This window comes from Pustulibacterium marinum, assembly GCF_900116665.1.
GTDB lineage: Bacteria > Bacteroidota > Bacteroidia > Flavobacteriales > Flavobacteriaceae > Pustulibacterium > Pustulibacterium marinum.
Genome location: NZ_FPBK01000002.1, coordinates 214,626 through 237,539, shown reverse-complemented (window position 1 = coordinate 237,539; position 22,914 = coordinate 214,626). Strand labels below are relative to the sequence as shown.

11 protein-coding genes are annotated in these 22,914 nt (G+C 37.5%); 9 read left to right on the top strand and 2 right to left on the bottom strand.

What is annotated here, in order from left to right; all coding sequences use genetic code 11:
• Positions 1–6: 6 nt before the first annotated feature.
• Positions 7–2,727 (bottom strand): glycosyl hydrolase, encoded by a 2,721-nt coding sequence (locus tag BM383_RS05485; RefSeq protein WP_093023826.1) that lies wholly within the window; start codon positions 2,725–2,727, stop codon positions 7–9.
• Positions 2,728–2,852: 125 nt separating this feature from the next.
• Positions 2,853–3,902 carry a GntR family transcriptional regulator gene (locus BM383_RS05480; protein ID WP_093023824.1) on the bottom strand — a complete coding sequence of 350 codons (1,050 nt, stop codon included), beginning with the start codon at positions 3,900–3,902 and terminating at the stop codon, positions 2,853–2,855.
• A 156-nt stretch (positions 3,903–4,058) separates the two neighbouring features.
• Between BM383_RS05480 and BM383_RS05475 the strand changes: the two genes are divergently transcribed.
• The 9 genes from BM383_RS05475 to BM383_RS05435 all read left to right on the top strand — a co-directional run bounded on the left by BM383_RS05475 (position 4,059) and on the right by BM383_RS05435 (position 22,902).
• Positions 4,059–6,155, top strand: coding sequence for a bifunctional aldolase/short-chain dehydrogenase (locus BM383_RS05475; protein WP_093023822.1), 2,097 nt, complete (start codon positions 4,059–4,061; stop codon positions 6,153–6,155).
• A 131-nt stretch (positions 6,156–6,286) separates the two neighbouring features.
• Positions 6,287–7,567 carry a sugar isomerase gene (locus tag BM383_RS05470; RefSeq protein ID WP_093023820.1) on the top strand — a complete coding sequence of 427 codons (1,281 nt, stop codon included), beginning with the start codon at positions 6,287–6,289 and terminating at the stop codon, positions 7,565–7,567.
• A 54-nt stretch (positions 7,568–7,621) separates the two neighbouring features.
• Positions 7,622–9,016, top strand: a complete 1,395-nt coding sequence (locus BM383_RS05465; protein WP_093023818.1) for an FGGY-family carbohydrate kinase — start codon at positions 7,622–7,624, stop codon at positions 9,014–9,016.
• A 2-nt stretch (positions 9,017–9,018) separates the two neighbouring features.
• On the top strand, positions 9,019–10,167 hold the full coding sequence (locus tag BM383_RS05460; protein WP_093023816.1) for an alpha-hydroxy acid oxidase: 1,149 nt from the start codon (positions 9,019–9,021) through the stop codon (positions 10,165–10,167).
• 14 nt (positions 10,168–10,181) lie between these two features.
• A complete protein-coding gene (locus tag BM383_RS05455; RefSeq protein ID WP_093024068.1) occupies positions 10,182–11,612 on the top strand; it encodes a purine-cytosine permease family protein in 1,431 nt (476 codons plus the stop codon).
• 121 nt (positions 11,613–11,733) lie between these two features.
• On the top strand, positions 11,734–15,348 hold the full coding sequence (locus BM383_RS05450) for a DUF4450 domain-containing protein (RefSeq protein WP_245766533.1): 3,615 nt from the start codon (positions 11,734–11,736) through the stop codon (positions 15,346–15,348).
• A gap of 1 nt (position 15,349) precedes the next feature.
• Positions 15,350–17,470, top strand: a complete 2,121-nt coding sequence (locus tag BM383_RS05445; RefSeq protein WP_093023812.1) for a hypothetical protein — start codon at positions 15,350–15,352, stop codon at positions 17,468–17,470.
• A gap of 346 nt (positions 17,471–17,816) precedes the next feature.
• A complete protein-coding gene (locus tag BM383_RS05440) occupies positions 17,817–20,999 on the top strand; it encodes a SusC/RagA family TonB-linked outer membrane protein (RefSeq protein WP_093023810.1) in 3,183 nt (1,060 codons plus the stop codon).
• 25 nt (positions 21,000–21,024) lie between these two features.
• Positions 21,025–22,902: a RagB/SusD family nutrient uptake outer membrane protein gene (locus BM383_RS05435; RefSeq protein ID WP_093023808.1), complete on the top strand. Its 1,878-nt coding sequence runs from the start codon at positions 21,025–21,027 to the stop codon at positions 22,900–22,902.
• Positions 22,903–22,914: the final 12 nt, after the last annotated feature.

The window sequence follows — 22,914 nt, the reverse complement described above, 5'->3', positions numbered from 1 at the left end:
TTCTCGTTAATCGATTTCTTTTAATGGAATTAAATTGATGGTAGACAACAACCCGGATGGCATTGGTTTCCAGAGTGTGGCATCAAATTTTTGATAATCTTTGGTTACCATATTAATTTCGTAGAAATTCTTCCACTCCTCGCCTCGCATTTCCTTAGCGCGTAAACGATTTGCAGCCAAATTGGTGACTTTTATCGTGAGTTGATTTGTTCCCTCTTTTAGGTTGGAAAGCTGTAAAGTAAACGGTACTGACCAAAGTGTTTGCAGGTATTCGCCATTTAAATACACCTCAGCACTTTCGCGAACATTCCCTAAATCTAAATTCCAATTGTGAACACTCGCATCCGGATTTTCAAAGGAAATTGTGTATACGCCTGTTCCTGAAAAATTGGTTGTTTCCTCATTGATCTTTGTCCAATCGGTTAAAGTTGACAATTCTATTGATTCCGGTATGGTTGGTCCGCCATTTTCAAAAGTCAATTCCCAGTTTCCTTCTATGGCATACTGTTTCGATTGTTCTTCAAAATACGTCCACTCTGCCACATCAAAATGATCTCCGGATTGCGCAATGATAGCATCGCCCGAAGCCAATTGCAATTTGATAAACGTTTGATTTCCTTTTTGAACAACCTTAGCCTTCCCTACTTTTTCCGTTAACGGATCTAACAGCAATACTTCTTTTTCGTTTGTATTTAAAGGAATCAGCGTATCTATTTTTTTCGCCGTATGATTGACTAAATAGTAGATTTTACCACCTTCGTAACTTCTTCTGATGAATTTTAATCCAGTAGTCACCAAGGTTTCCGGTTGGTTATTGTTTGCTGCTAAACTTGCCAACACATCTTCTGAAACCGAAACCTCTTTTAGCAATTGTTGTAATTGACTGTTTTGCTTTTCGTACTGAAAAAATCCGGGAACGCTTGCCGGCAATCCTTCAAAAATAATGTTTCCGCCAGCTGCTTTTAGTTCTTGTAATTTTCGCATAGTTGCCAACGGAATGAATTTACTTTTTGGGATAATGATACTTTTAAAAGTACCGCCCGGTAACTGAATTTCTCCGTTTACCACTTTAGCTTCCTCAATAAATCGGTCTGAGATAAAGTCAATGGTATAGCCTTTTTCGATAAGATTTGTGGAGAGTTTATAAAAATTGGTGGGCAACAACCACTCTTCCAACGAGTGTATTTTTAACTGCACAAACAGCTTGCCTTCAAAATAGGAATTCCATACGTCATGAATTGGCCAATACACCAAATGTTCGTTGTCTGAAGTTCCTTTTTGCAAATACGTTTGTACATTTTTCACATAAGAAAACATGGCATCGGCATCGGCCCAAATGGTGTTTTGCGGACTAAAATTCACGGATGCGTAAAACTTCCATCCCGGCCAAGCAGCTCTTTCCGGCGAATAGGTAGAACCGTGCAAAAACAAGTGATTTACACCGTTTAAGAACAACTCTTCTGCTTCTGGTTTGGTATGCGATAAAGCGGTTTTGAAATGCTCTCGCAACCATGTAAACGATTCCGATGACGTTAAGGGTTTGCCCGAAATATGCGCTGCCGAAGACGAAAACTTCAACATAATGGGATTGGCATCACCTTTACGAATATTTTCAGGATCTCTTCGATATCCGGGAATATCAAACGGCATAGAACCAAAGGTTTCACATTCTGGAATATCTGCAGAAGCATACAAATCGATTAAATTTCCGGGAGAACCATGCGCTTGTAAACGCGTTTTCATACCATAACCGTTTGCCCATTTGGTCCACGGTCTATCAAATTCTTCCAGTAAAATATCAGAAATAGTTTCTCTAAAATCGGACTTGATGCGATTAGCAATATCGTCGGGTTCTTCTAGCAACAATTGATTTAGATGCGGTAACAAACTATAACCGCGACGTTTTTCAAACTGTGCTAAAAAATCAGGCGTAAACGTGGTTCCGTACACCTCATAACTATCGTTGAAAATAGTGGTTGGGCGTTCTTCCATATTGGCAAAAGCGCTATGGTAAAAGCTGACATAGTTTTGTAACGCTTTGTGTGAAAAATGATCTAACGTATAGCCTTTTCCCCCTGGAGCTGCTCGTTTTACCTGCTGTCCGGTTTTCCCTAAAAACAAGGCATAAATAGTATAATCTCCTTTTTTAGCTTTCCATTTAATGGTATTTTCAGCCGTTACTTTCGCTGTGATGTTTTCTGCTTTATTAGAGCTAAAAGCCATGACCGCTTGTAGTGTAAGGTGTTTGGCTTTTTCGGGCAGTATGGAGCCTTCAAACTTCTCTCCTTTTTTGATATCAATTTTCTTGTAAACCAGTTTAGAAGCAGCATCTTCCAGATTTACCTGCTTACCGCCGTACGGCCAACCGGTTCCCAATACCATATCTACGCCCAAACCTAAACTATCGGCAGTTTTAATGGTATATGAAAGCACTTCTAAATATTCAGGAGACCAAAATTCTAAAAAATTAGCTTCTTCCCCTTTTACTCCATAAATCGGTGTGATTTCTACACCGCCAAGACCCGCTTTTTGAAATTGCACCAAGTGGTTTTTAATATTGTGCTTGTCTACGGCGCTTCCCATCCACCACCAGCGAGTCCAGGGTTTGGCTTCGTTATTGGTATTTTGCCATGCATTTGTTGTTGTTGTGGTGGTGGTGGTTTGCGCTGCCATTTGCAAGCTCACCATGGCACAGATACACACAAAACTATTTTTAATAAAATTCATTTAAAGTTGTATTCTTTTCAAACGAAAACGTTTTCTTTTTATCGTGTGAAATTACCAGCAATTTTCAGTATCGCTATCCTGTTGTATCCTGAGCTTTTAACGGAAGTAATCGATTGCATCGTAAGCTACAAAGAATTTCTTTCGATATACTTAAAGACGTTTTTAACGCTTTCTTTCTTGTTTTTCAACACCATATATGCCGCAGATTCTCCCATTGCTTTGAAATCTGTACTAATAACTGTGATGCCTAATAATTCCTTAAGCGGAGTTTCATTATAGGATATAATTCCTATATCCTTTGCCATTTCTAGATTTTTAGCACGTACTTGCCTAACCAAATTAACCAAATCACGTTCCTGAATGGTTATATACACATCCTTACTTTGCAATTCCATATCGTCATAAATTTCATCCAGAATTTCAAAATCGATATCAAACTCAATACAAAACCTTTTAAACCCGTGTACAATTCTTTTAGGATATGGGTTTACCGATGAAGATGGGTATACCAAAATAATCTTGTCATACTTCTTTATCTTATCTAACCCTTCTTTTAAAGCACTATAAATATCATCGTTAAAATCTTGATAAATAGACCCATAATCGCCCTTAATAGCCGGCTTCGTATTATCTAGCATAATGAGTTGGTTCTTAGGTATACGCTCCAAAGTTTTAATAACTTTATCCGTATAACTCAAATGATTTAGGTTCTCATCTCTAAAATGCGGCATTATTACGTAATAATCGTAATATCCAATATTGCGCTCTAAATAATTTACAAATAATGATTCATCACAATGATAGATGAACAAGTTTACATGCCCATTAATTCCTAGTGTATTTACAAAAGAATTATAGATCATCAACTTATATGTACTCGGCTTATTGACCAAAAAAAGGACATTTGTTTTGGAAATCAACTCGGTTTTAGATGTGTAATATCCTTTCCCTTTTACCGATACAATAATCTTCTTTTCTTTTAAAAGTTTATATGCTTTCTCTACGGTATCTCTACTTAAAAGTAAATGTTCACTAAGTTCATTAATAGAAGGAATACGCTCTCCTATTTTTATATTTCCCTGGGCAATATCATTGATAACGGAATCTACAATTTGCTTGTATTTTGGAATCCGAGATTCTGAGTCTATGGTAATCTCAAAGGTTTTCGATAACATTTATACTATGGTTAGTCTGTTCTATTAATTCTCTAAAATAATTATAAGTTTTCAAAAACAAGATATAAAAATTATTAAAATAAGCAGTATAGCACAGGATGGAGTCAGAAAATGTAACAACTACATTTGAAAAGCTTAATGAAATTAAATCATAAAATGGAAAAAACGTTTCAGTATGTAGATTATCTTTGGGATGAAGCCAAAACAGCATCTTTAGGAGATGATCAGGTAGAATTGTTTCTATACCGATCAAATATTTTAGGTTCCGATCTAAGAATAACTAACTATGGTGGAGGAAACACAAGTTGTAAAACTATAGAAAAAGATCCGTTGACCAATGAAGAGGTAGAAGTAATGTGGGTGAAAGGTTCAGGTGGAGATATTGGTACACTTACCCGTAAAGGTATTGCCGGTTTGTATACCAATAGATTAAGAGATTTGAAAAATGTATATGGTGGTTTAGCTGATGAAGACCGCATGGTTGGCCTTTTTAACCATTGTATTTATGATCTTGATAGTAAAGCGCCTTCGATAGACACACCTTTACATGGTTTACTTCCTTTTAAACATATAGATCACCTTCACCCAGATGCTTTGATTGCTGTTGCCGCAGCACAAGATAGTGAGCAAATTACCAAAGAAATTTGGGGAGACACTATGGGTTGGGTTCCTTGGCAACGACCAGGTTTTGATCTTGGGTTACAGCTAGAAAAATGCTTGAATGATAATCCGGGAATTCGTGGAATTGTTTTAGGAAGTCACGGTTTATTCACTTGGGGAGATACCTCTTACGAATGCTACATTAACAGCTTAGAAGTAATTGAAACCGCTTCTGAATATATCAACAAGAAAATAAAAGAAAAAGGAAGTGTTTTTGGCGGACAAAAATTAGCATCCTTACCACCGGCAGAACGTAAAGAAAAAGCGGCTCAGTTAATGCCATTATTAAGAGGATTGGCTTCTTCTGAAAACAGAATGATTGGTCATTTTACAGATACCGATGTGGTATTAGAGTACATTAACAGTAATGATTTAGAACGATTAGCTCCTATGGGAACTTCTTGTCCAGATCATTTCTTACGTACCAAAATTCAACCCTTGATCTTAGATTTAGCTACAGATGAAGATCTGACGAATACCGAAGCAGTATTAGCAAAACTAAATCCTTCTTTCGAAAAATATAGAAACGAATACAAAGCCTATTACGAAACCTGTAAACACGCTAACAGTCCGGCTATGAGAGACCCAAATCCGGTCATCATTATTTATCCGGGAGTTGGTATGTTCAGCTTTGCTAAAAACAAGCAAACCACTCGTGTTGCCAGTGAATTCTATATCAATGCCATCAACGTAATGCGTGGAGCCGAAGCAATTTCAGCATACACTTCATTACCGCGTCAAGAAGCTTTTGATATTGAATATTGGCTACTAGAAGAAGCTAAATTACAACGTATGCCCGCCGAAAAACCATTGAGCAGAAAAGTAGCTTTGGTAACCGGAGCAGCAGGCGGAATAGGAAAAGCAATTGCGGATAAATTGGTAGCCGAAGGTGCTAATGTGGTACTTACAGATATTAATGAAGACAATTTGGCAAGTGCATTCAAAACCTATAAAAGAGACGAAGTTGCTACCGCTCTATGCGATGTAACCGATGTAAACTCTATTCAGAAAGCCTACAAAGAAGCTTGTTTAGTTTTTGGAGGTGTAGATATTGTAATTCACTCTGCCGGATTAGCCATCTCTAAATCTTTAGAAGATACCGAAATTCGCGATTGGGAATTGCTTCAAAATGTATTAGTAAAAGGTCAGTTCTTATTGGCTAAAAAAGCTGTAGACATTATGCGCAAGCAAGGTTTAGGCGGTGATATTGTACACATTGCTAGTAAAAATGGATTGGTTGCCGGACCAAACAATGTAGGCTACGGAACAGCAAAAGCCGCACAGCAACACATGACGCGTTTATTGGCTGCTGAATTGGCCAAAGATAAAATCCGTGTAAATACCGTAAATCCAGACGGAGTGATTGTTGGTAGTAAAATTTGGGAAGGCGCCTGGGCAGAAGGCCGTGCCAAAGCATATGGAATTACGGTAGAAGAATTACCTGCGCACTACGCGAAGCGAAATTTATTAAACGAAATTATTTTACCAGACGATATTGCAAACGGAGTATTTGCTTGCATCGGAATTTTAGATAAAAGTACCGGAAATACCATTAATGTAGATGGTGGTATGGCCAATGCTTTTGTGAGATAATTTAAAAAATATCATAAATCACAAGGTGACTTTTTTTCATCTTGTGATTTATCCTTATAAAATTGTACGATTTTTATAATCATACAATTTATTTGTATTACTTTTAGTACAAATCAACCAATACTATTGTTATGAAACTATCAAAAAACGAAATAGCCGATTTTAACAAATCGTGTAACCAAGATTACAAACACGAAAACGATTTCTTAAGATCGAAGTTTACCAAAAAAGGAATCGATATCGATGCCATTATTAAAAAAGTAGCCGATTTCCAAGTGGCTATTCCAAGTTGGGCTTTAGGTGCTGGAGGAACAAGATTTGGACGCTTTTCTTATGGAGGAGAACCCGCTACTTTAGAACAAAAGTTAAATGATGTTGGCCTTATTCATGCTTTAACCAAAAGTGCTGGTACTGTATCTCTTCACATACCTTGGGATATTCCTGAAGATATCAATGCAATAAAAGAAATTGCCGCCAATCACGGAATTGTGTTTGATGCTATGAACTCTAATACATTTCAAGATCAGCCAAACGCAGAAGAAACTTATAAATACGGTTCGTTAAACAGTACCGATAAAAGGGCTCGAGAATATGCTGTGGAACACAACAAAGAAGTAATTAGAATTGGAAAAGCATTAGGTTCTAAAAGTTTAACAGTTTGGTTGGCAGACGGCGCTAGTTTTCCCGGGCAATTAAATTTTCAAACTGCTTTGAAAAACACCGAAGACAGTTTGCAACAAATTTATGCAGCCATGCCAGAAGATTGGAAGTTATTTATTGAGTACAAACCCTATGAACCCAACTTCTACAGTACCACTATTCAAGATTGGGGAACCTCTTTTATGTTAGCAAATGCTTGTGGAGAAAGAGCGTACACCTTGGTAGATTTAGGGCACCATTTACCAAATACCAATATAGAACAGATTGTGGCTACCTTAATGCACAAAGGAAAATTAGGAGGTTTTCACTTTAACGACAGTAAATACGGAGATGATGACCTTACCGTAGGCTCCATCAAACCATATGCTTTATTCTTAATTTTTAATGAATTGGTATACGGAATGGAAAACAATCCACAAAACCCGTATCCAGCTTGGATGATTGACGCAAGTCACAATATCAAAGATCCGTTAGAAGATCTTATTCAATCTTTAGAAGCAATTTTAATGGCATACGCCAAAGCGTTATTGGTAGACCAAAAAGCTTTGAAAACTGCCCAATTAGAAAATGACGTTGTTAAATGTCAGGAAATTTTACAAGATGCTTACAACACCGATGTACGTTCTATTTTAAAAGCTGCTCGCGAACAAGCAGGTGGTGCGGTAGATCCGTTAAAAGCCTATCGTGCATTTCAGGTTCGTCAGCAACTCATAGATGAAAGAGGTTTAGAAGTTCAGGCAACAGGACTATAATTTCAATAAAAACTCAAAAAGAAGTATTGCTTTTGTAGGCAATAAGAAAATAACATGGGGAAAAAGAAAGTAACTGCCGTTTTTGATATTGGTAAAACAAACAAAAAGTTTTTTCTGTTTGATAAACATTATCAGGAAGTTTTTCGAGAATATACACATCTTCCATTGACATTAGACGAAGATCAATATCCTACGGAAGATCTTCAGGCGCTTACAACATGGATTCAGAAAACATTTCACAAAGTTTTACTTTCTGAAGAATATGAAATAAAAGCTATTAACTTTTCTACATATGGAGCCAGTTTTGTACACCTAGATCATAAAGGAAATGTACTTTTTCCTTTGTACAATTACACCAAGCCCATAGAAAAAGAAATTCTTACTTCATTTTATGAAAAACATGGTAGTGAGTTACAAATAGCTGTAGAAACAGCTTCGCCTCAAGCTGGAATGTTAAATAGCGGTTTACAACTATTTTGGTTAAAGGAAAAATACCCTACAACGTTTGCTAAAGTAAAATACAGCTTGCATTTACCTCAGTATTTATCATTTCTTTTTACCGGAGTTCCTGTGAGTGAGTACACTTCCATTGGTTGTCATACAAATTTATGGGATTACCAAAAAGGTGATTATCACCAATGGGTTTTAGATGAGGGGTTTGATAGATTATTTGGCTCAATTGTACCAACTTCGGCAAGTTTAAATACCGTATATAAGGACAAAAAAATCAAAATTGGAGTAGGTATTCACGATAGCTCTTCTGCTCTGCTTCCATATATTTTAAGTAAAAAAGAACCTTTTCTACTACTTTCTACAGGAACTTGGAGTATTTCGTTAAATCCGTTTAATGAAGAACAGTTACAAGAGAAAGATATTGAAAATAATTGTCTGAATTATTTAAGAACCGATGGAAAACGAGTAAAAGCTTCACGCTTTTTTATGGGTAATGAATACCGAATTCAAGTAGAAAAATTAAGTGAATATTACGGCAAAGAGTACGGTTATCATAGAACAGTTCAATTTAATCAAGAACTGTATTTAAAGTTGATAGAAAAACCTTCAATCTATTTTCGATTTGAAGGAATTTCTTTGAAACGAAAAACATTAAAGGCAACAGATCTTAAATCTTTTGAAACTTTTGAAGAGGCATATCATCAATTAATGATTGAATTGATGGAACTGCAAATTCATACTATTACCAATGCCATTGGCAATTCGCCTATCAAAACCATTTACATAGATGGCGGCTTTACCGATAACGATGTGTTTATGAAACTCATGTCTCACCATTTCAGTGAATACAAAGTTTTAAGCACACATTCGCCGCTTGGTTCGGCACTAGGTGCAGCCATGGTGATTTCCAACAAAGAAATTACAGATGGCTTTTTGCAAACACACTATAAAATGAAAGAATTACAACCATTAATCTTTAAAAATATCATGCATTAATTATGGCGTTCCCCTTTAATACCGAATATCCGTCTATAGAATCATTGAGAGAACGTGCCCAAAAGCGCATGCCAAAATTTGCGTTTGAATATTTAGATGGTGGTTGCAATGAAAATATCAATATTAAAAGAAATACAGACGAAATAAGACAAGTTCAACTAAAGCCTACTTATCTTAAAAACTATGGAAATGCCAATTTGAAAACTGAACTTTTCGGAAAAACATACAGCGTTCCTTTTGGAATTTCTCCTGTGGGATTGCAAGGTTTAATGTGGCCCAATGCTCCGGAAATTTTGGCCAAAGCTGCTTTCAAACATAACATTCCATTTGTCCTGAGTACCGTAACTACTAGCAGTATTGAACGTATAGCTGAGTTGACCGAAGGAAATTATTGGTTTCAACTCTACAATCCTGCTGAAGATTGGTTACGAAAAGATATACTTTCCAGAGCAGAAGAATCGGGTTGTGATGTATTAGTTGTGTTGTGTGATGTTCCCACGTTTGGATATCGCCCAAAAGAAATTAGAAACGGTTTAGCCATGCCGCCACAGATGAACATGCGCAACGTTTTTCAAGTTTTAGGCAAACCTCGTTGGGCAATGGAAACATTAAAACATGGTCAGCCCAACTTTGCTACCATGGAAAAATATATGGAAAACGGCATGAGTATTAAACAATTAGGAAAGTGGATGAATGCTACTTTTTCTGGTCGTTTAAATGCTGAAAAAATAAAACCGATTCGTGATCAATGGAAAGGAAAACTGGTTTTAAAAGGAGTTGCTTCGGAAGCAGATGCCGAAGAAGCTGTTAAATTAGGTTTCGACGGAATCATCGTTTCCAACCACGGAGGTCGCCAGTTAGATGCCGGAGAATCTACCATCAAACCACTAAAAGAAATCGTTCCTAAATACAAAGACAAACTTACAGTGATGCTAGATAGCGGCGTTCGTTCAGGTCCTGATATTGCAAGAGTTATGAGCTGCGGAGCCGATTTCACCTTTATGGGGCGCAGTTTTATGTACGGCGTTGGTGCTTTAGGTGAAAAAGGTGGAGATCAAGTGATAGAAATGCTGAAAATGCAATTACAGCAAGTAATGGAACAAGTTTGTTGCGAAAACGTAAAAGATTTACCAAACTATTTAGTCAAGTAATTATGGAAGAAGTTATGAGTCAAGCCCACATAGAAGAAGAAGTGATCACAGAAGCGAATTCTGAATTTGAAAGAGAGCGTGTCCCAGAGAGTAAACTCATGGGATGGAAAAATTTCCTTGGAATGTATGCAGGCGAGCATGCTGCAGGAACCGAATTTGTGATTGGTCCACTATTTTTAACCACAGGTGTGAGTGCATTCGATTTAATTGTTGGCCTGCTACTCGGTAACTTTATGGCCGTGCTTAGCTGGCGTTTTTTAACGGCAGAAATCGGTACCAAATTTAGATATACTTTGTATTATCATCTTGAAAAAATATGCGGAAAAAAATTAGTAACCGGATATAATTTGGCCAATGGAATTCTATTCTGCTTTTTAGCAGGTGCTATGATTACCGTATCTGCAACCGCCGTTGGAATTCCGTTCAATATGGAAATGCCAAAACTGACCGATACACTTCCTAATGGTTTCACTTGGATAATAATTGTTTTACTTATTGGTACAGTGATTTCGCTTATCGCTGCCAAAGGTTATGATACGGTTGCTAAGGCAGCAAACTGGATGAGTCCTATTATTGTTTTAGCGTTTGTGGCCTGTGGAGTGGTTTCCTTAATCAACCTAAACATTTCTAGCGTTTCTGATTTTTGGAATATCTGGGGAGAAGGTTCTGAACCTTTTCCTGGACAAATAAAATATACATTTTGGCATGTATTTTTATGGTCGTGGTTTGCCAATGCTGCTATGCATATAGGAATGTCTGATTTATCTGTTTTCAGATTCGCCAAAAAAGCAAAAGCCGGATGGACTACCGCTGCCGGAATTTACATTGGTCATTACATAGCATGGATTTCAGCTGCTTTGTTATATGCTGTATATTTAAAAACACCAGAAGCGCAAGCTATTTTAGCTAGTGGAAATGCGCCGGGAGTAGCTCCGGGTCCTTTGGCCTACAATGCCATTGGTGTTTTTGGAATTTTGGCTGTTTTATTAGCCGGATGGACTACTGCAAATCCAACAATTTATAGAGCTGGGTTAGCATTTCAAGCAATTGTTCCAAAGGCTTCACGCTTTTGGGTAACTATCATTGCAGGTGCAGTAGCTACTATAGCTGGATTGTTTCCTGCATTTGCTATGAAACTTTTAGATTTTGTAGCGCTTTACGGATTCATTTTAGCTCCAATAGGTGCCATCATTGTTTTTGAATATTTCTTCGGAAAGAAATTTGGCATTCAAGCTTTCTATGCAGAAAAAAAGAATATGAACTTCAACTATGCCGTATTGTTTGCATGGTTGCTAAGTTTCGGAATCTTTTATTTCATATCGGTTAAATACAACGTTTTCTTATCGTTTGTAACACTTCCTGCATGGATTTGTTGTGGAGTTCTTTATTTAATATTTAGTAAATGGATACAACAAAAAAATAAGGGGGAAGCCTCGCAGTTGTAAACTTTACAGCTTCGGGTTTATTTTTTTGTTTACAGACTTTCCCATTTCAATTTTGGGAAAGTCTTTTTTATATGTAAATCCAAGAAGAGACTCTTCAAAATTCAATTTAAAGCCTTAAAAAATGTTCAAATTTATCTGTTTAGGAGTGATATTATTCTGGTCGATTTCCATGAAATCTCAAACCGAATCTTCTCAAAATCCTTGGCATGATACACCACGAGAAATTCACTATAAACCCAACGGAACTGCTTTTCAGTTGGTTGCTGGAAACAGAAAATTCAATCGTGCATTATACGGCACCAATACTGGATTTCGGGTTGAGGCGGGTGACTTGCCAGAATTTGCCATGTACATGCCGGGAATGAGCGGAAATTTTAAAATTGGAATACAAGTAGCCAATCAAAGTAAATGGATTACCAAAGCGGATAGCATTACCACTTCGTATATTCCAGGAACCATGTTATATACCATTCAGGATGCATTGTTGCAAAACGGTAAATTGCAACTACAATTGGTTGCCTTAGCAGATGCGGAAGGGTTTGTGCTAAAAGTTACTACGGAAGCAATTCCTGAAAATGTATCGCTTATCTGGACTTACGGTGGTGCAACTGGAAAGAAATTTCACAGAGATGGCGACATTGGTGCCGATCCGGAATCGGTTTTCTATCTATTGCCTGAATATTGTTTACACAATACTTATCAACTCCATCAAGATTCATTTGAATTGAACTTTAAATGGGACACTAAAACACAACAAAATACCAGAACCATTCAAGGATATTTTCCAACTTCAACAATGAAAATAGCAGATGCCAATCAACTTAACACTCCAGCGCAGTTATGGAATTCTGCACAAACTGAAACTCCTGTTGTTACCGGAAAATTGACCTTAACCAGCGAAACAGCCTACTTCTGGAAATTAGGCACCTACCTATCTTCTAATACAGAAATATCAAAAGATTTTGAAAAAGGAATTGAAAAAACACAAACCATTCGCAATAGAGTCCAATTAACAACTCCAGATCCGTACCTCAACACCTTAGGAGGAGCGTTGGCCATTGCTGCTGACGGAATTTGGGAAGATCCGGCATATTTACATGGCGCTGTGGCCTGGCGTATGCATTTGAATGCCTGGCGTGGTGCGTATGTTGCAGATCCCTTAGGTTGGCATGATAGAGCAAAAACTCATTTTACAAGTTATCTCAACTCACAAGTAACCTCGCCTAAAACGGGTCCGGTAGTGCCCGACACCTCACGTTTTATGGCACGTCAAGTAGAAAAAATTGGCAACTCCATGTTTAGCAGTGGCTACATCAGCAGACATCCAAATCGGAATGATAAAGCCCATCATTACGATATGAATTTGGTCTTTTTTGATCAATTGCTGAAACATTTTGATTGGACCGGAGATACTGAATTTATCAAAGCCACCTGGCCAGCTATCAAACGACATTTGGCTTGGGAAAAAAGAAATTATGACACCGATGGTGACGGACTTTACGATGCCTACGCTGCCATTTGGGCTAGTGATGCGTTACAATACGCAGGAAGTGGTGTTAGCTATACTTCGGCATACAATTTTAGCGCCAACAAAACTGCAGCACAATTGGCTTCGATTGTAGGTGAAAATCCTGAACCCTATGAAAAAGAAGCAGAAAAAATTCAAACTGCTATTCAAAAAGAATTATGGATTCCCGAAAAAGGAATTGTTGCCGAATACAAAGATCTTTTAGGAAATGAATTGCCACATGAGCAACCCGGAATTTGGAGTGTGTATCACACCATTGATGAAGCTGTTTTACAACCGGAACAAGCGCAACAATTATTGCAATATGTAACGGATGAAATTCCACATATTCCAGTAAACGCAACCGGATTCAAAAAAGATTTAGAATTAATAGCCACTACCAATTGGCAACCTTACACTTGGTCTGTTAACAACGTAGCGCTGGCAGAAAATCTGCATATGGCACTGGCTTATTGGCAAGGCGGTAATAGTGAAAAAGCCTATAAACTATGGGAAAGTGCTTTGCTAGAAAGTATGTATTTGGGTGCTTCACCCGGGAGTTTTCAGCAATTGTCATTTTACGATGCCATGCGTGGTGAATTGTACAGAGATTTTGCAGACCCCATTGGAATGGCTGCAAGAAGTTTAACTGAAGGACTTTTCGGGATTCGTCCAGATGCGTTGCATAATACTTTGAATATTGTTCCTGGTTTTCCTGAAAGTTGGAAACACGCTTCCTTACAGCTACCAAATGTTGGCGTAGCTTTCAAAAAAGAAAACTCGATTCAGTATTACCATATAACTCAAAATTTGGCTAAAAAACTGGAATTGTATTTTGAAGTTCCCGTGGAAAAAGATCAAATAGAAAAAATAACAGTGAACGGAAAACAAATAGATTTTCAATGGAAAACAACAGCGTTTCACCATCCAAAAATCAGTTTGAAATTACCTTATGCAGCCAGTTATGAAATAGCCATTCACGAAAAAGGAACAAGGATTAGTCCAATTAGTTATGAAAACACTGTTTCGGAAGGCGGCGATCTTCACATCGAAACCGGAAAAGCCAAACTCGTTACTATTGCCGATCCGCAAGGAATTATTGAATCGTATGATTTGAATTCTAATACAATTCACTTTAAAAACACCACAGGAAACAAAAGCTTTTTTGCAACGTTGACGCAAAGAGATTGTACATGGCGGGAATTAATTGCTGTGAAAATTCAACCCAAGGTAGTGCTTTTAGAAAATAAAAGAACTGCAAACGCCATCTCATGTACACTGAGCAACAACACCAAAAAAGCCATGGAAGGCGACCTTTGGGTTATGGGTTCTCGAAAATCAAAACGCTCCATTAGCATCGCTGCTGCATCGGAAATTGATGTGGACTTGCCGTTAGCGTATGTGACTTCGGGAACCAACCGCCTTTTGTTTACCACGAAAGAAGGAACTTTTGCTTTAGAATTTCAGGAATGGGAAGTACCAACAACTGAAAAAACCACATATGAAATGGTGAATTTACAAAGCTATTTCAACAGTAATATCAAAGACATTTTCAACAATCAATATTCAAGTCCAAGACCGCAAAGACCAACGTTGCAATTGCCTACTACAGGCATTGGAAATTGGTGTTATCCGTGGATTTCAAAAGAAGTACAGATTGACGATTCTGGTTTGCAACAGCTTTTAAATACGGATAATTCTTTTACCACTTCGGAAGGAATTCCGTTTCGTTCTCCAAAAACAAAAGTGAATCCCAACATAGCTTTTACATCACAGTGGGATGTTTTTCCGGAGGAAATTAAAATTCCATTATCTGGCAAAGCCAAACATGCGTATTTGCTGCTCGCCGGAACCACAAATCCAATGCAAAGTAGAATTACCAATGGAATGGTCACCGTGCAGTATACAGATGGATCTACGGAAAAACTACCGCTGAAAAATCCGGAAAATTGGTGGCCTATTGAACAAGATTATTACACTGATGGCTACGCTTTTACTACAGACGCACCAAAACCGTTGCGACTGTACTTAAAATCGGGAAAAATTAGGACTGATTTTTCAAACTATACACCTATTCATGGCTACTCTGATTATGCTATTGACGGTGGCGCTGCCACTATTTTAGATATTCCTTTGAACCCTAAAAAAACGTTGAAGAACATCACTTTAACTTCTATTGCAAACGATGTGGTGATGGGACTCATGAGCTTAACTTTACAACGCAAATAAGATGAAAAAAATCAACTTACTTAGCATATTGGTATTCAGCTTTAGCTGTTTACACGCACAAATTGATAGAAAATCAGTCGTGAGCAGGCATAACGTTGAACTTACAAAAATAGACACGCTGGCCTCTTTGAGTGTTGGAAACGGTGCTTTTGCTTTCACCGTAGATGCTACCGGTTTGCAAACATTTCCTGAATTTTATGAAAAAGGAATTCCGTTAGGAACCGAGTCTGAATGGGGCTGGGACAGTTACCCGAATACCGAAAATTACACTTTTGAAGAAACACTGGTTAATTTCGAGCAATACGGTAGAACTATCAGTTATGCCACACAACGCAAAACTCCGGCTCATGCCAGAGAAGCCGTCAACTATTTTAGAGCAAATCCGCACCGGGTGCAATTGGGAAATTTAGGTTTTGAAATCATCAAAAAAGATGGAAGCATTGCCAAGCCTTCCGATCTTCAAAACATACACCAACAACTAAATCTTTGGACCGGAATTATCACGAGTTCTTTTGAGATTGAAGGAACTCCGGTAAAAGTAACCACTGCCTGTCATCAAGAAAATGATGTGATTGGAGTTCATGTAGCATCAGATTTAATAGCTGAAGACCGCTTAAAAATCGCCCTTCGAATTCCATATCCTACAGGAGGTTGGGAAGATTTTGGAACACGTTACCAAGCCGATGATTTAGATTATACTTCTAGCATTACTTCCAACAAAAAAAGTGAAGCTGTTATTTTACATCAAATGGATTCCTTACAATACCATATTGGTTTTCAATGGGACGGCAAAGCTAAATTGCAGCAAAAAAGTGCTCAGTATTTTGAATTAATTCCGAAGAAAGGAAAAGAATTTGCTTTCAGCTGTGAGTTTTCAGAAAAAGCAATACATGATACTGATTTTAAAACCATCAAACAACATAGCACAACCAACTGGGAAGCTTTTTGGCAAAGCGGCGCCGCTGTAGATTTTTCAGATTGTAAAGACAAACGCGCATTTGAATTAGAGCGCAGAGTGGTACTTTCGCAATACTTGACCAAGCTGCAATGTACCGGAAAAATGCCTCCGCAAGAAACCGGACTCACCTACAACAGCTGGTACGGAAAACCGCATTTAGAAATGCACTGGTGGCATGGCGTACATTTTCCGCTTTGGGGACGTTCGGAATATTTAGCACAAACACTTCCTTGGTATGAGAAGGTGTTTTACAAAGCCAAAGAATTAGCTAAAAGACAGGGTTTTGAAGGCGCCAGATGGCAAAAAATGACCGATCCGTACGGAAATGAAGGTCCGTCTTCCGTGGGTGCATTTTTGGTATGGCAACAACCGCATTTTATCACGTATGCCGAATTGTTATACCGAGATCAACCTACTTCGGAAACTTTAAAAATGTATGCTGAACGCGTCTTTGCTACAGCAGATTTTATGGCATCTTTTGCGCATTTCAATCCGGAAACCAATAGTTATGATTTAGGTCCGGGCGTGATTCCTGCTCAAGAACGTTTCCCTAAAATGGAAACTTACAATCCTACCTATGAGTTAGCCTACTGGCAATGGGCATTGCAAACCGCCATGCTTTGGAAAGAACGCTTAGGAGCCAAAGTACCTGAAAAATGGGCTACAGTTGCCACACATATGAGTTCGTTACCCGTTCAAGACACTATATATTTGGCTACGGCTTCTGCTAAGGATTCGTATACCAATGCTGAATATTTAACAGATCATCCTTCCGTTTTAGGTACTTTTGGCATGCTACCCAAAACTCCCCTACTCAACCAACAAATTATGCAACAAACATTTGACAAAGTTTGGAATGTTTGGACTTGGGAAGATACCTGGGGATGGGATTTTCCTATGACGGCCATGACAGCCACCCGATTAGGCATGCCCGAAAAAGCCATTGACGCCTTGTTTATGGGCGTGCAAACCAACACCTATTTGCCCAACGGACATAACTATCAAGAAGAACGTTTGACTTTATATTTACCTGGAAATGGAGGTTTACTCACTACTATTGCGTTAATGTGCGCCGGATGGGATGGTTCTGAAATCAAAAATCCGGGATTTCCTAAAGATGGAAACTGGAACGTTCAATGGGAAGGTTTAAAAAAAATGTTTTAAAAACAGGAATGTACAGGATACGAAAACGTTGTACCTTTTTTATCTTTACTTCATAAAGTTGCTTAAATAATTATAAGGGTTTTTATTGGTTAGCTTTCATTATAGAGATGACTGGTTACTTTTGTGACCTGTCATCTTTTTGTTTTTATTCAACATTAGTTATTCTACTTCCAGAACATTGCTTCACATTCTTCCATACTAGACATAACGTATATTGAATTACCATTTATTCAATAAATCATCCCTTTTATTAATCGAAAATGATGTAATGTCAGTATAGTACAGGATAGTTAACAAAATTTTAAAAAATACTTTTGAAGTAGAAATCCATAATATAGACTTTGAAATGAAAAATAAGTTGTTAAGAAAAAATCTGTTTTTTCTTCTGCTTTTAGTTGTTTTTAGTGCCACAGCGCAACAAAAAACAATTACTGGAGCAGTTACAGATGAGAGCAACGTTCCACTGCCTAGTGTAAACGTTATTATTAAAGGTACCAAAACCGGTACACAAACTGATTTTGACGGAAATTTCTCGATCAACGCAAACGTTGGAGATGTTCTTGTGTTTTCATTCGTAGGAATGAGATCTATTGAAAAAACAGTTGGAAATCAAACTACATTCAATATTCAAATGACGACAGATGCCAATGCACTCGATGAAGTCATAGTGATTGGATATGGAACTCAAAAGAAAAGTGATGTTACTGGTGCAATTGCACAAGTTTCGGCTGAGGATCTAAATGCTTTTCCAGTTCAGAATACCTTGCAAGGTATTCAAGGTAAAGCAGCCGGAGTTGACATTTCATCTAACTCACGTCCTGGACAAATTGGTTCTATCCGTATTCGTGGTAGTCGTTCTATTTCAGGAGGAAATTCTCCTTTATATGTAGTAGACGGAGTTCCTTTACAATCAGGAGGATTAGAAATGTTGAATCCAAGTGATATTGAATCTATAGAAATTCTTAAAGATGCTTCTGCAACAGCCATCTATGGTTCTAGAGGTGCAAATGGTGTAGTACTCGTTTCGACCAAAAAAGGTAAAGAGGGAAGAACTCAAATAAATTTTGATACTTCGGTCACTTTTGAAAACATTCATAACAGAGCTGATTACTGGAATGCGGGAGACTTTTTAGAATACCAAAGAGATGCCTTACGCTATGCCGGATTGTATGTAGACGGAAGCGGAAACACCATTAAATATGCGGATCCTTCCCTTGACTACCAATACTTTGGAGCTGATGCTACCGCATTTAACAATATCGCTAATGGATATACATTTATCGATAGAGATAATCTAATTCCTGAAATGCGAAGTACTACTGCAGAAGAACAAGCTCTGTGGGGAGTTTCTCAAGTTCCAGTATACAATGGTAATAATATTCAAACTACAGATTGGGTTGACTATGTGACGCAAACTGGAATGATGCAGCAATATAACTTAAGTGCAAACATAGGTACTGAAAAAATGAGCGGATACGTTTCTGGAGGATATTTAGACCAACTAGGAAGTATCAAAGGCCAAGATTATAAACGCTATACTGGTTTAGTAAGTCTACAAGTACAAGCAACTGATTGGATTAAACTTGGTGGTACCATCAATGCTATTTACAGCGTACAAAATTATGGTTATGCACAAGGAGGTTCTAGAGGTTCTTCTCAACTTTATGGTGCTGCTTTAAGCATGTTACCTTGGGCTTTACCTTATGATGAAGATGGCGAATACATTTTTAACCCAGGAGGTAACCCAAATATCATTAACCCAATTAGAGATTATGATTACACCATTAATGAAAACACCACAAGCAGAATGTTTGGTAGTTTCTTTGCTGAAATTAACTTAATGGAAGGTTTAAGGTTCAAAACTATTTTTGGCCCAGACGTTGCTAATTACCGTAATGGTCAATTTCAATCTGCGGAATCCAGTTTACGCGGTGGTGGTTCTTCATCATCAACAAACTATGCAAGATCCAGCAAAACAGAAACCATTTCTTGGACTTTAGAAAATCAAGTTTTCTATGATAAAGAATTCAATAAGAATCATAAAATCGGTGTAACATTATTACAAAGTGCATCGCGCTATAAAACTGAAAACTCTTCTATGGTTGCCAGTAATTTACCATATGATAGTCAGTTATGGCACAATCTAGGTTCTACAAATAATGGTGCTTTAGATGGTTGGGGATCTGGTTATTCTAAAAATACACTTACCTCGTACATGGCTCGTATCAATTATAACTTAATGGATAAATACTTGATCACCGTAACCGGTAGATCTGATGGAGCATCGGTTCTTAGTGAAGGTAATAAATGGGACTTCTTCCCTTCGCTGGCACTGGCTTGGAAAATGGAGGAAGAAAACTTTTTAAAAGACAATAACACTATTGAACAATTAAAACTAAGACTTGGTTATGGTACCGTAGGTAATGCCGCAGTTGGGGCATACGGAACTGCAGGAGGTCTCATTAGGTTACCGTATGTTTTTGGTAGTACACCAGCAAGTGGGTATGTAACTGGAGATCCTAAAGGAACTAGTACCGGTAGTATTCCAAATGCAAATTTAGGTTGGGAAAAAACACAACAGATTAACTTAGGTATTGATTTTTCACTCCTAAAAAGTAGAATTTCAGGTTCTGTAGATTATTACATCGCCAATACAAATGATATCCTTTTAAGCAAGTCTCCAAACTCGGTAACAGGTTACGGTTCTATTACCGTAAATGCAGGAAAAACAAGAAATAGAGGTTTTGAACTTACTTTAAACACCGTAAATGTAGAAACCAATAAATTCCGTTGGACATCTGACCTTACTTTCACAACCAATCAAAATGAAATTGTGGAACTAGTGAATGGTAAAGTAGATGATATTAACAACTTACGTTTCATTGGACAACCAATTTCGGTTTACTATGATTACAAAAAAATAGGTATTTGGCAAACTGAAGATGCCGATGAAATGGCAGTCTTCAATGCTAATGGTCATGATTTTGAAGCTGGAGACATTCGAGTAGAAGATGTAAATGGTGATGGTATTATAGATGCTGAAAACGATAGACAAATTCTTGGAACATCTACACCAAAGTATACTGGTGGTTTTACCAATACTTTCTCTTACGGAAATTGGGATTTAAGCATGTTCTTCTTTTCTAGATGGGATTACATTGTAACTGGTGGTGCGGTTGATTTACAAGGGCAATATGTTCATAGAGCAGTAGATTATTGGACTCCAGATAATCCTACCAACGCATATCCCGCGGCAGATTATAATAATGGAGGTGTGCCGCTATACTACAGTTCTATGAACTACCAAGACGGATCATTCATCAAACTAAGAAACGTTTCTTTAGGATACAATTTCCCTAAAGAAAAATTGGATCCATACGGAATATCGAACCTTAAAGTTTATGTACAGGCTATAAATCCTTGGCTATATGCTAAAACAGATTTTATGGATCCTGACTCATACTTTGGCGGAAACAACACATCACTTACGACAAGAAATCTTGTTTTCGGATTAAATCTTACGCTATAATTAATTTGATAAGAATATTAATATCATGAAAAAATTTATATACAGCATATTCATTTTATCGGCACTAGCTTCTTGTTCTGAAAGCTTTCTGGAAGAAGAAATGGTTGCTACACTTACACAACAACGTTACGATACTCCTGAAGGTATTGAAGAACTTGTAAACGGTGCTTATGAAGGTCTAAGATTTCATTTTAACTATGAATGGTCCTATGCCCTTACAAACTACGGAACAGATACGTTTACCAATGCTGCAGGAACCAATCATGTGCATTACAACACCTATTCCGGAAATCTAAACTCCCTGGAGACGGCGAACTTAAAACCATACTGGGATAATATGTATGCCCAAATCAATTTGCAGAACATTGGTATTTCAAAAATTCCAACGGTACTTGCAAATTCCAACGAAACGCTTCGCAATACTCGTTTGGGTGAACTCTATTTTTTACGCGGATTTGACTACTATAAATTGGTAACACAATTTGGTGGAGTTCCAATTTCTGTAGATCCAATTACTTCTGATATTGCAGACTTTCCACGTGCTACAAAAGCAGAGGTTTTCGATTTGATTATTGCCGATTTAACTACTGCTGTTGATTTGCTTCCAGAAGTTGAAAGTCAAGAAGGTAGAATTACCAAAGCTGCTGCTCAACATTTTTTAGCCAAAGCATATTTAACAAGAGCTAGTGAGTTGAATGCTGACATAACTGAATCTAGTGATCTTCAAAACGCTGCTGATTATGCCATGGAGGTTATAGAAAACTCTCCAAATTCATTAGCGTCAGATTATAATGACCTTTTTGAGTATACTTCAGTAAATGGTCCAAACGAAACAAATTCTGAAATCATTCTTGCTGCTCAATTTGATAACAATCAGTCACTTTTAGGTAGATATGGTAACCAAACCCACTTATACTTTTTATCGGTATACAGATTCTTTCCAGGAATGACAAGAAACTTAAATGATGGAAGAGAATTTCAACGTTTACGACCAACAGAATATGGCTTAGACGTTTTTGATCGCAAAAATGATAGTAGATTCTACAAAAGCTTCCAAACCTCTTACATTGCACAAAATACCAATAATGTTCCTGTTTGGGATTCAGAAAATGCTCCTAGTCCAGATTTAGTAGGGCAATTAAAATTTAGTGTAGGTGATACTGCTGCTATTTACATAATTAATGAAGAAGATGATACAAGGTTCACAGAGGATTTTAAAGATAGTTATGCACCACTTATTTTGGCAAGATATTCTTTCAACGAATCAGGTAGTGCAACTACAGATTGGGACATTAGCACCTATCCTTCTCTTTCAAAATATTTAGACCCTTTCCGCACCAATTATAACGATGCAAAAGGAACAAGAGATGGTATTATTGCCAGACTTTCTGAAACTTATCTAATTGCTGCAGAAGCATACGGTAGAATGGGAAATTACAGTCAAGCGGTGAATCTCATTAACGAAGTTCGTGAAAGAGCAGCCTATAAAGCTGGTGAAGACAGAGGTTGGGTTTATTATTTAGCTGAAAATATTGATGATAGTACCATGGAAAGTACACAAAATGAAATGACCATTACCGAAGATGTATTTACACCGGGTACTACAGCCTCTAATGAAGAAATTTATCCTTCGGGAGTTAGTTCAAAACCAGAAATGTTTATTCACTATATCTTAAACGAAAGAGCTCGTGAATTAATGGGAGAATTCCACAGATGGGTAGACCTTAGTAGAACAGAAACACTGGTACAAAGAGCACAAGCTTTTAACCCCGATGCAGCAGCAAACGTTGCCGAAAAGTTCTTACTAAGACCTATTCCGCAAAGTTATATAGATGCACTGCAATCTAACGGACAACCACTATCACAAGAAGAACGTGAAGAGGTTCAAAATCCGGGATATTAATTTAGAGAATTA